This is a genomic window from Streptomyces sp. NL15-2K (assembly GCF_030551255.1).
In the GTDB taxonomy this organism is placed as follows: Bacteria; Actinomycetota; Actinomycetes; order Streptomycetales; family Streptomycetaceae; genus Streptomyces.
Genome location: NZ_CP130630.1, coordinates 9,996,639 through 10,009,440, shown reverse-complemented (window position 1 = coordinate 10,009,440; position 12,802 = coordinate 9,996,639). Strand labels below are relative to the sequence as shown.

Below are 12,802 nucleotides of genomic sequence, written 5' to 3'. Positions count from 1 at the left end.
GTAGGAAGGGGAAACTCCCCGTCGCCTTGCGGCGCGCACACGCTCGTTGCTCGGGAAAAGGCCGCTATTGGATTTCGTCGTCTGCCATCGACATTTCGATCTCCTCGAGGATCACGTCCTCGATGTGGAGAGCGAGCCGCGCGACCGTCGGGTGGTCGAACACAATGCGTGCCGATGGATTGATGTCGAACACGCTTCGGACCCTACCAACCACCCGGAGACTGAGGACCGAGTTTCCACCCAGACTAAAGAAGTCGTCCTCGACGCCGACCCTTTCCAGGCCGAGGACGTCGGCCCAGATCTCCGCCATGGCCTCCTCCGTGGCGGTGCGCGGCGCGACGTAGGACTCCCGGTCGCCGTATTCGGGCGCGGGGAGGGCCCTGCGGTCGAGTTTGCCGTTGGTGGTGAGCGGCAGCTGGTCCAGGGCGACGAACGCGGAGGGCACCATGTAGTCGGGCAGCTTCGCCCGAACGGCCTCGCGCAGCGCGGACTCGTCGAAGGCCGTGCGGTCGGCGGGCACCACGTAGGCGACCAGCCGCTTGTCGCCCGGCTGGTCCTCCCGGACGACCACGGCTCCCTGGGCCACGCGGGCGTCCTGCGCCACCAGCGTCTCGACCTCGCCCGGCTCGATGCGGAAGCCGCGGATCTTCACCTGGTCGTCGGCGCGGCCGAGGTATTCGAGCTTTCCCGTCCGGTTCCAGCGTGCGACATCCCCGGTGCGGTACATCCGCTCTCCTTCGCTGCCGAACGGGCTGGCGACGAACCGGAGGGAGCTGAGGCCGGCCCGGTCGAGGTAGCCGCGGGCGAGCCCGCCGCCGCTGATGTACAGCTCGCCGGAGCCGCCGGGCGGCACCGGCCGCAGCGCGGCGTCCAGGACGTAGGCGCGCAGGTGCGGGAGCGCGGTTCCGATGACGCTGCCCGCACCGGCGTCGGCGAAGACGGGTTCGGCGGGCTGGCTCGTGACGTGCACCGTGGTCTCGGTGATGCCGTACATGTTCACCATGACGGGGCCGCCGGATCCCGAGCGCTCCACCCAGCCGCGGATCCGCCGCCAGTCGAGCGCCTCGCCGCCGAAGACGACGGTGCGCAGCGCGAGCCGTTCGCGCAGCCCGGGGGCCTGCTCCAGTTCCTCGGAGAGCCGGTAGAAGGCCGACGGCGTCTGATTGAGCACGGTGACGCCCTCGGCGGCGAGGAGCCGCGCGAAGTCGGCGGGCGAGCGGGCGACGTCCTGGGGGACCACCACGAGCCGACCGCCGTAGACCACCGCGCCCCACAGTTCCCACACGGAGAAGTCGAACGCGCAGGAGTGGAAGAGCGTCCACACGTCGTCGGGGCCGAACCTGAACTCGCCCTGGGTGGCGGCCAGCAGCCGGGTGACGTTGCCGTGCGTCAGGACGGTGCCCTTGGGGCGGCCGGTGGAGCCCGAGGTGTAGATGACGTACGCCGCGGACTCGGCGGGCACGGTGCGCGGCGCCGGCCCGGAGGCTGCCGGTTCCGCTGCCTGGTCCACGGCGTGGGCCGTCTCCGGGTCGTCGAGCACGACGCTGCGGTCGCGCACCTGCGGAGGCAGGTGCCGGGCCGACTCCCGGTAGGTGAGCACGGTCTGGGCGCCGCTGTCGGTGAGCACGTACCGCAGGCGTTCCGCCGGGGAGTTCGGGTCCACCGGCACATAGGCGGCGCCGGCCTTCAGCACCGCCAGCACGGCGACGACGAGTTCGGTCGACCGCGGCAGGACGAGGCCCACGCGCGACTCGGTGCCGACGCCCCGCGCCGCGAGGAAGGACGCCAGTTTCCCGGCCCGCGCGTCGAGTTCGCCGTACGAGAGGGTCTCGCCTTGGAAGGTGACGGCGGGCGTGGTGGGGCGGCTTCGGGCCTGTTCTTCGAACATGGCGACGAGCGAGGGGGCGGGGGACCCGGTGTCGCCCGTGTCGTTCCAGGTGGTGAGGACCCGGCCGCGCTCCTCGTCGCTGAGCAGCTCGATCTCCCGCAGCGGTGCGGAGGGCGCCTTGGTGATCCGGCGCGCGAGGGTGAGCCAGTGGGCGGTGAGCTGCTCGATGGTGGAGTGGTCGAACAGCTCGCTGTGCACGACCACCGCCTCCAGGGAGCCGTCGGGCCGCTCCTGGTACTCCATGTGGAGGTCGAACTGGGTGGTGTCGCGGGGCGGCACGAACTCGCGGGAGGAGAGGCCGGGGAGGTCGAAGGTGGTGTCGGGGGTGTTCTGGAGCACGATCATGGCCTGCACCAGCGGGGTACGGCTGGTGTCCCGCTCCGGCGCCAGCTCCTCGATCAGACGGCTGAACGGCACGTCCTGGTGCGCGAACGCGTCAAGGACGGTCTCCTTCACCTCCTCCAGCAGCTCACCGAACGAACGCGACTCGTCGATCCGCGAACGCAACACGAGCGTATTGACGAAGAAACCGACCAGCCCCTCCAACTCCGCCCGCTCCCGGCCGGAGACCGCCGTACCCAGGGCCACATCCCGCTGCCCGCTGTAACGCGACAGCAGCAGCTGCGTCAGGGCCGTCAACACCATGAACAAGCTCGCCCCGCCGGACCGCCCCACCCGCACCAGATCCCCGGCCACCTCGGCCGGCACCTCGAACACCCACGTCGACCCCGCCGACGACCGCACCGCCGGACGCGGACGGTCGGTGGGCAGCTCCAGCGGCTCCAGACCCGCCAACTGCTCACGCCAGTAAGCCAACTGCTCCTCAAGCGCATCCCCGGCCAGCCGCTCCCGCTGCCACACCGCATAGTCCCCGTACTGCACCGGCAGCCCCGGCAGCACTGCCTCCTCACCCCGCACCGCCGCCGCGTACAACGCGCTCAGCTCACGCGTCACCACCCCCATCGACCAGCCATCGGTGACGATGTGATGCAACGACAGGGCAAGGATGTGCTCTGTGGGTGTAGTCCGTACGAGCAGCACCCGCATCAGCGGACCGGTCCGCAGGTCGAACGGAGTCGTCGCCTCACGGCGCAGCGCCTGCTCCACATGATCGGGCGCCGGCTCCACGAGGCGTACGGGGACATCCAACATCTCATGCACGACCTGAACGCCCTGGCCGTCGTACGAGTCGAAGGTCGTGCGCAGCGCCTCGTGCCGCGCGACCAGGCCGTTCACCGCGGCCCGGAGTGCCGCGACGTCCAGTGCGCCGGTCAAGCGCAGGGTGGTCATCAGGTTGTACTCGACGGAGTCCGGGGCGAAGTCGTCCAGGAACCACAGGCGTTCCTGCGCGAACGACAGCGGCAGCGCGCCGTCTCGGGCGACGGGCACGAGGGGTGCGCTGTCCGGGGTGTCGTCCTCGCCCGTGGTGAGCACAGCCGCCAGACGGGCCACCGTGGGCTCGTCGAACAGCACGCGCGGGGAGAGGGCGGCGCCCAGCGCGGTGCGGATGCGGGAGACGACCTTGAGACTGGAGATGGAGTCGCCGCCGAGGTCGAAGAAGTTGTCGTGGACCGAGGGCCGCGGGACGCCGAGCACCTCCGCCCAGATGGCGGCCAGCGTCTCCTCGGCCGCGGTGCGCGGAGCGACGGCGGGTGTCTCCTCGTTCCGGGCCGCGGGCGCGGGCAGTGCCTTGCGGTCCAGCTTGCGGTTCGCGGTCAGCGGCAGTTCCTCCAGCACCACGAACGCGGCCGGGACCATGTACTCCGGGAGCTGTCCGGCGAGTTGGGCGCGGACCGCGTCCACCGTCGGCCCGGCGCCCGGCTCCGGCACGAGGTAGGCCACCAGCCGCTTCGCGCCGGGCTGGTCCTCACGGGCGGCGACCGCCGCCTGCCCGACGCCCGGGCAGCGGGTCAGCGCGGCCTCGATCTCACCGAGTTCGATGCGGTGGCCGCGCACCTTGACCTGGTCGTCACCGCGACCGGCGTACTCCAGCACCCCGTCCGGCCGCCACCGCACCACATCCCCCGTGCGGTACAGGCGCTGCCCCGGGGTGAACGGGTCGGCGACGAACCGCTCGGACGTCAGCGCGGACCGTCCGTGATAGCCGCGGGCCACGGCCGGCCCGCCGAGGTAGAGCTCGGCCCACACCCCCACCGGCACCGGGCGCAGCCGGGCGTCCAGCAACCGCACGGTCCTGCCGGACAGCGGCCGCCCGATCGGCACCACCGCACCGGCGGGCGGCTTCTCCTGGTCCGCGAACCAGCCCGTCGCGTACACGGTGGCCTCGGTCGGACCGTAGATGTTGGCCACCCGCGCACCGGGCAGCACCTGCCCGATCCGCTCCGCCAGGCTGGTGGGGAAGGCCTCGCCGCACATCAGCACGTGCCCGGCCGTGACGTTCAGTCCGTCCTCGGCCACCACCGCGGCGAGCGCGGAGGGCACCGCCGAGATGAGGCTGCCGGACCAGCCCTCCTCCCGCTCGGCCAGCTCCAGCACGTCCCGCGCCACCTCCAGCGTGCCGCCGGCCACCAGCGTGCCGAAGAACTCGAACACCGACACGTCAAAGTTCAGCGAGGTGGAGAAGAACACTCGCGCGAACATGTCCTCACCCAGCGACAGCGCCCAGTCCAGCAGCGAGGACAGCGCCGCATGGGAGATCACCACGCCCTTGGGGCGGCCTGTCGACCCGGAGGTGTAAATGGTGTACGCCGCCGACTCCAAGGGCGGTTCCTCGAACGCCGCCGACTCCACGGGCTCCGTCGGGAGTGCGTCGACCCGCAGCAGGTGCACGTTCTCCACCACCGGCACGCGGTCGGCCAGCGTCGACTCGGTCAGGACGATGCGCACTCCGGAGTCGGCCACCATGAACGCCAGCCGCTCCGCAGGGTACTCAGGGTCCAGCGGTACGTAGGCGCCGCCGGCCCGCAGTACGGCCAGGACCGCCACCACCCCATCCGCCGACCGGGCCATACACACGCCCACCCGCGACTCCACCCCGACACCGGCACCCCGCAGCACGCCCGCCAGCCGCTCCACCCGCTCGCCCAGCTCGCGGTAGGTCAGCGACACATCCCCGCACACCACCGCCACCGCATCCGGGCGCGCCACGACCCGTTCCCGGAACAGTTCCACGACCGAGTGCCGTGGTGCCGTGCTCTCCCCCACCGACGCGGCCTCCAGCCGACGCAGCTCCTGCTCCGGCACCAGCGGCAACATACCCAGCGCTGTGTCCGCATGGTCGGTGAGCGTGGCGAGCAGGTGCTCGAGGTGGGCCGCGATGCCCTCGGCCGTGCGGGTGTCGAACAGGTCCGGGTCGTAACCGAGGTCGAAGCTCACCCGGTCACCCGAGTACGCGGTCAGGGTCAGCGGGTAGTTGGTCGCTTCGGTGACGTGGATGTCGCGGAGGGAGACGCCGTACTGCTCGGCGGCGCCTGCGCTGACGGGATAGTTCTCGAAGACCAGCAGGCTGTCGAAGAGGGCGGTGCCGGCGGGCAGGTCCGTCTCGATGTCGCTGAGCGCGATGTGCTCGTGCTGACGCGACTGCGCCTGTCGCTCCTGGAGGCCGCGCAGCCACTGGGCGACGGGCCGGTCCCGGTCCACGTCCACCCGCACGGGCAAGCTGTTGATGAACAGGCCCAGAATGTCCTCGGCGCCGGGCAGGTCGTCAGGGCGGCCGGACACGGTGGATCCGAAGACGACATCACGGGCGCCGCAGTAGTGCGACAGCAGCAGGGCCCACGCCCCCTGCACAACCGCGTTGACGGTGATCCGGTGGGTGCGGGCGAAGTCGTCGATCCGGCGGGACAGATCGTCCGAGGTGACGCGCGCGATGTGCGCCGTCGACTGGCCCAGATGCGCCTGGTCCGTGACCCGGTCGTAGGGCAGGCGCAGCGGCTGCGCGAACCCCGCCATCCGTGCGCGCCAGAAGTCCACGGCCGTGGCGTGATCACGCTCGGCGAGCCATTCGAGGTACGTGCGGAACGGGCCCCGCGTCCTCGTGCGGGCCGCCGCACCCCCACCGCTCATCGCCGCGTACTCGGCCAGCACGTCGGACAGCAGCGCCGCCGTGCTCCAGCCGTCCAGCAGCAGGTGGTGGAAGGTCCATACGACGTGCACGCGCCGCGGGGCCAGCCGGACGAGCGTCAGCCGCATCAGCGGCGGCGTCTCCAGGTCGATGCCCTGTGCGCGGTCCGCCGCCAGCAGCTCCCGGAGCGCGTCCTGCTGTTCCCCGGGGCCGCGGTCGCTCCAGTCCAGCATGCGCACAGGCACCAGCGGCCTGCGGTGCACCACCTGGACGGGCTCACGTACGCCTTGCCAGGCCACGGCGACCCGCAGGCTGTCGGACCGGTCGACGACGCGCTGCCAGGCCCGCGCCAGGGTGCCGGGGTCGTCCGCGCCGTCCACGGCGAAGGAGAACTGCTCGCGGTAGGCGGCGGAGGCGGGTTCGGCCAGAGCGTGGAAGACCATGCCGGCCTGCAACGCGGTGAGCGGGTAGATGCTCTCCACGGTGGTGCCGTCACCGGCCAGCCGGTCCACTTCTCCCTGGTCGAGGCCGACCAGGGGGAAGTCCGAGGGGGTGCAGCCGCCGGCGCCGTCCTCCGCGCAGTGCCGCAGGAATCCGGTCAGCTCGGCCACCATCGCGTCGGCGAGCCGCCGGACGGTCTCCGGGCGGTGCAGTCCCCGCGAGTACGACCAGCTGAGGGTCATACGGCCGTCCTGGACGCCGCCCACGACATCGAGGACGTGGGGGCGCTGTTCGGCGAGGCTGTGCTCGCCGCCGGGGTTCAGCCGTGCCCGGCGGTACCAGCCGTGCTCGCCGCCGATCCCGTCGAACTGCCCCAGGTAGTTGAAACTCACCTCGGGGCGCGGCGGCTCGCCCATGCGCTCCGCGACGGCGGGGTCCCGGCTCAGGTGGTGCAGCGCGCCGTAGCCGACTCCGCGGTCGGGTACTGCCCGCAACTGCTCCTTCACCGACTTCACCGTCGCCGCCCAGTCGCCGTCCTCGGGCAGCCGCAGGGTGACCGGGTACATGGAGGTGAACCATCCGACGGTGCGGGTGAGGTCGATGTCGTCGAAGAGCTCCTCGCGACCGTGCCCCTCCAGATGCACCGCCGTGCGCTCCCGCCCGGTCCAGCCACGCAGGGTGCGCGCGAGGGCGGTCAGGAGGATGTCGTTCACCTGGGTGCGGTACACCCCCGGCACGTGGTGCAGGAGCGCCTCCGTCTGTTCGGCGCCGAGCGTGACCGACACCGTGTCCTGGGACGCCACGGTGTTGTCCCCGCCGGGCGTGTCGAGCGGCACGGTGGTGGGCGCGCCGGCCGTCGCCTCGCGCCAGTACGCCGCCTGCTCCGCGAAGCCGCCGTCCTCGACGTGCCGGTTGAGCCGCTCCGCCCACTGCCGCACCGAAGTGGTCTTGCCACCCAGGTCGCAGGGGGCGCCCGTGCGCAGCTGCTCGTAGGCGTTGGCGAGGTCCTCCAGCAGGATGCGCCAGGACACGCCGTCCATCACCAAGTGGTGCGCCACGATCAGCAGCCGTACGGCGCCCTGCGGACCGGTGTGCCCGGCCAGGACGCGCACGAGCGGGCCTCGCTCCAGGTCGAGCCCGGTCTGGGCCCGCGCGGTCAGCTCGCGCCAGTGCGCCTCGGCGTCCGCCGATGCGGCCAGGGGGTGCACGGTGAAGACCGCGTCGAGGTCGAGCTCGGGCAGGATGCGCCCCGACCAGCCGTCCTCGGCGCGGGTGAAGACGCTGCGCAGCGCGTCGTGCCGGGCAAGGACCGCGGCCACGGCCGTGCGCAGCAGCTCCGGCCGGGTTCCGGGGGCGAGCTCGCACTCCATGGCCATGTTGAAGTGCGCCGGTGCGACGGGGTGGGTGGCGAAGTACCACTCGCGGATCGGGGTGGTCGCCACCGGCCCGGACACAGTGCCCTGCTCGGCCGGCGGGGCGGCGGGCCGGGCCGCGTCGGCCTCGCCCGCGACGGCGGCGAGGCCGGCGATCGTCTGCCGCAGGAACACGTCACGGGAGGTGATCCCCAGCCCCGCCCGGCGGGCCCGCGACACGACCTGGATGCTCAGGATCGAGTCCCCGCCCAGCGCGAAGAAGTTGTCGTCGACGCCGACCCGCGGCAGGCCGAGCACCTCGGCCCAGATGTCACAGAGGACCTGCTCGGTCCCCGTCCGCGGCGCCACGTGAGCGTCGTCGCCGCCGGCCGGGGGTGCGGGCAGCGCCCTGCGGTCGATCTTCCCGCTGGTGTTGACGGGCAGCTCCGGGAGCGCGACGAACGCCGAGGGCACCATGTAGTCGGGCAGCTCGGCCACCGCGAAGCGGCGCAGCTCGTCCCGGGACGGGATCTCCCGGCCCGCGCGCGGTACGAGATAGGCGACGATCTGCTTGATGCCGGGGCGGTCCTCCCGTACCACGACCGCGGCCCGCTCGACCGTGTCGTGCCCACGCAGAACGGCCTCGATCTCTCCCGGCTCGATGCGCAGCCCCCGGATCTTCACCTGGTCGTCGCTGCGGCCGACGAACTCCAGCTGCCCTTCCGCGCGTCGGCGCACCACGTCGCCCGTGCGGTACAGCCGCTCCCCTGTGCCGAAGGGGTCGGCGACGAACCGCTCCGCCGTCAGGCCACTGCGTCCCTGGTAGCCGCGGGCGAGCCCGGCGCCCGCGACGTACAGCTCCCCGGGGACTCCGGGCGGCACGGGACGCAGCAAGTTGTCGAGGACGTACACGCGGGAAGCGCCGGCGGGACCCCCGATAGGCGGAGCCACCCCGCCGCCAGGGGCAAGCCGGCCGCTCATGGTCGCGACGACGGTCACCTCCGTGGGGCCATAGGCGTTCACCATCGTGCGCCCGCCCGCCCAGCGGTCCACCAGGGCGGCGTCGCACGCCTCCCCTCCGGACAACAGCACGCGCAGGTCCGGCACGTCCGCGGAGGGAATGCTGCCGAGCACGGTCGGCGGTATCAGCGCGTGCGTGACGGACGCCGCGCGCAGCACGCCCAGCAGATCGTCCCCGACAAGCGGGCCCTCGACCGAGGGGACGACCAGGGCGCCGCCCCCGCCGAAGGCCATCAGCAGTTCCAGCACGGACGCGTCGAAACTCGCAGACGCCAGCTGGAGTACGCGCGCGGTGCCGTCCACGGCGCAGCGCCGCACCAGGGCGGTGACGAAGGCCGCCAGCCCTCGGTGCGGTACAACGACGCCCTTGGGCCGCCCGGTCGACCCGGAGGTGTAGATGACGTACGCGGCGGCGGTCAGCGGCACGTCGACGCGGGGATCCGCCGCGGGCTGCCGCGTCGTCTCGGCGACGACGTCCGCGTCGTCCACGACGACGGCTCGCGCGCTGCCCAGGGGGAGACCGGCCACCAGGTCCCCGCGCGTCAGCACCACACCCGCGCCGCTGTCGCGCAGTACGTACGCCAGCCGCTCCTCGGGCAGGGCGGGGTCGACGGGCACGTACACGCCACCCGCCTTGACCACGGCCAGCACCGTGACCACCCAGTCGACCGAACGCGGCAGGACGACCGCCACGCGTGACTCGGGGGCCACGCCGCGCGCCGCGAGCACGCGTGCCAGCCGGTTGGCGCGGGCGTCCAGTTCGGCGTAGGTGAGCGAGACGGTGTCCGCCAGCACGGCCACGCTGTCCGGGTGCTCGGCGACCCATGCGCGCAGCAGCTCGGCCAAGGTGGCCTCCGGCACCTCGGCCTCCGCGCCCAAGCTCCACTCGGAGGTCGTGCGGGAACGCTCGTCCTGGGACAGCATCTCGATCCGGGACAGCGGCAGGGAGTGGCTGTCGACGAGCTCACGGGCCAGCGTGACCCAGTGGCGGCACAGCTGCTCGATGGTGCGGGCTTCGAACAGATCAGTGTTGTACTCCAGTTCGCCGGACAGGCCGTCGTCGTGCTCCCAGAATTCAAGGGTCACGTCGAAGCGGGAGGTGTCGCGCGGAACGAAGACGCGCTCGGCGTGCGCCCCGGCGAAGTCCCCCAGCCCGCCGAGCGCGTTCTGCAGGACGACGACCGCCTGCACGAGCGGTGTCCTGCTGGGGTCGCGCTCCGGCGCGAGTGCGTCGACCAGCCGGTCGAAGGGCACGTCCTGGTGGGCGAAGGCACCGAGTGTGCTGTCGCGCACGACGGCGAGCAGGTCACGGAAAGTGCGGCTCTCGTCGATCCGGGAGCGCAGCACAAGGGTGTTCACGAAGAAGCCGAGCATGTGCTCGGTCTCTTCCCTCTCCCGGCCCGAGGTGACGGTGCCCACCGCCACGTCCCGCTGTCCCGTGTACCGGGACAGGAGCAGCTGCGTCACCGCGGTGAGCGCCATGAACAGGCTCGCCTGCTCGCGCCGCCCCAGGACGGCCAGCCCCGCGACGATGTCCGCGGGGACGTCGAAGGTGTGCACTGCGCCGGCGGAGGTGCGCACGGCGGGCCGCGGGCGGTCGGTCGGCAGCTCCAGCACCGGCAGATCGGCGAGCTCCTCGCGCCAGAACGCCAGCTGATCCGCCGTCGCGTCGCCGCCGATCCGCTGGTTCTGCCAGACCGCGTAGTCCGCGTACTGCACGGGCAGCTCCGGCAGGTGCGCGGGCGTGCCGCGCAGAGAGGCCGAGTACAGCTCGCCGAGGTCGCGGGCGAGCACACCGATCGACCAGCCGTCGGTGACGATGTGGTGCATGCCCACCATCAGGACGTGCTCGGACGGCGCCGTGCGCACCACGAGCACCCGGACGAGCGGCCCGGTACGCAGGTCGAACGGCCTGGCCTGCTCGGCCCGCAGGACCTGAGCGAGGGCCGCGTCGCGCGCCGTCTCGTCCTCGGCGGAGGCAGAGGAGGAGAGGTCGACGTGCCGGATGGGGACGTGCATGCCGTCGTGTACGACCTGGACGCCCCGTCCCGCGTCGGAGTCGAAGGTGGTCCGCAGCGGCTCGTGCCGCTCGACCAGCGCGTCCACGGCCGCGCGCAGCGCCGCGTCGTCCAGCCGGCCGGTGAGCCGGAGCGCCACGCCCGTGTTGTACTCCACGCTCCCCGGCGTGAACTCGTTGAGGAACCAGAGGCGTTGCTGTCCCGATGCGAGAGGCAGAGCCCCGGTGCGGTCGGCGACCGGGATCGGCGGGACGGGCCGGGACACTTTCTGATTCGCCGCGGCGGTCGCGAGCTGTGCGACGGTCGGATGGTCGAACAGGTCGCGCCAGGAGAGCGGAGCGGACAGCGCCTTGCGGATGCGGGAGGCGGCTCGGATGCTGAGGATGGAGTCGCCGCCGAGGTCGAAGAAGCTGTCGTGGACGCCGACGCGGTCTGTTCCCAGGACCTCGGCCCAGATGCCGGCCAGGGTCTCCTCGACCGGGGTGCGCGGGGCGACGTACTCCTGTCCCGAGTCGAGGACGGGGGCGGGCAGGGCGCGGCGGTCGACCTTGCCGTTCGGCGTGAGCGGCAGCGCGTCGAGCGTCACGAACGCCGACGGCACCATGTACTCCGGCAGGGACTGCGCAAGCTCGGTCCGTACGGCGTCCATCTCGACCGAGGCGTCGTCCGGCACCACGTACGCCACCAGGCGCTTCACACCCGGCTGATCCTCACGGGCCACCACCGTGGCCAGCCCCACCCCCGCACAGCGGGCCAGGGCCGCTTCCACCTCACCCAACTCGATACGGAACCCACGGATCTTCACCTGGTCGTCGCCACGGCCCAGGAACTCCAGCCGCCCCTCCGGCCGCCACCGCACCACATCCCCCGTGCGATACAGGCGCCGGCCGGTAGTGAAGGGGTCGGCGACGAACCGCTCGGCGGTCAGGCCGGCTCGCCCGAAGTAGCCGCGGGCCAGACCGTGCCCGCCCAGATACAACTCACCCGCAACACCCACCCCGACCGGCCGCAGCCCCGCATCCAGAACATAGGCGCGGGTGTCGTCCATCGGCACACCCAGCGGCACCACTCCCACAGCGGTCTCGTCGTGGGCAAGCGGGCCGGACACCGCGAACGTCGTCGCCTCCGTCGGCCCGTACCCATTCACCAGCACCGTCGACGGACACGCCCGCAACATCCGCGCCGCCGCCACCGCCGGCACCGCATCCCCGCCCGTCCACACCTCACCCAAGCCCCGGAAACACTCCGGATCCTCCTCCACCAACACCCCGAACAACGCCGCCGTCACCCACATCCCGGTCACGCCATAGCGCTCCACCGCCTCCCGCACCACCGGCACACTCAACTCACCCTCCGCCACCACCACACACCCGCCGTTCAGCAACGGCACCCACACCTCATACGTCGCCGCATCGAACGAATGCGGCGAATGGAACAACACCCGCCCATGCGCCCCCGACACAAACCGCCCGTCCGCAGCCAACGCCACCACCGCACCCTGCGTGACCGCCACACCCTTCGCCCGACCCGTCGAACCCGACGTGAACATCACATACGCCAACGACCCCGCCGACACCCCCGACGGCAACACCACATCCCCCGCCGCCTCCGCATCCACCGACACCAACGGCACACCCGCCACACCCGCCAGCTCGCGCAGCTCGTCGTCAGCCACGATCAGCTGGGCGCCGCTGTCCTCCACCACCTGCCGCACCCGCTCCGCGGGGAAGCCGGCATTCACCGGCACATACGCCGCCCCCGCCCTCAACACCCCCAACATCGCCACCACCACATCGACCGACCTGCCCAACAGCAGCCCGACCCGCGACTCCACCCCAACCCCCGCACCCCGCAACGCACACGCCAACCGATCCGCCCGCTCCCCCAACTCCCCATACGTCAACGACGTGTCCCCGCACACCACCGCCACCGCACCCGGACACTCCACCACCCGCTCCGCAAACACCTCCACCACCGAACGCAGGCCACGGTCGGCCGTGGTTCCGGCGTTGCCGTTTGAGGGCGCAGACGCTGCCATGATTTCCGGATTCCTCTCGTT

The 12,802-nt window shown here is 72.1% G+C and carries 1 protein-coding gene; it reads right to left on the bottom strand.

Features of this window, described 5'->3' with window-relative positions; translation table 11 throughout:
• Positions 1-64: 64 nt before the first annotated feature.
• Complete coding sequence (locus tag Q4V64_RS44275; protein WP_303714339.1) at positions 65-12,781, bottom strand: non-ribosomal peptide synthetase; 12,717 nt, start codon at positions 12,779-12,781, stop codon at positions 65-67.
• Positions 12,782-12,802: the final 21 nt, after the last annotated feature.

Bases quoted from the DNA above. Each gene is read 5' to 3' on its own strand.
- Q4V64_RS44275 (WP_303714339.1), bottom strand. From the start codon at position 12,781: ATGGCAGCGTCTGCGCCCTCAAACGGCAACGCCGGAACCACGGCCGAC.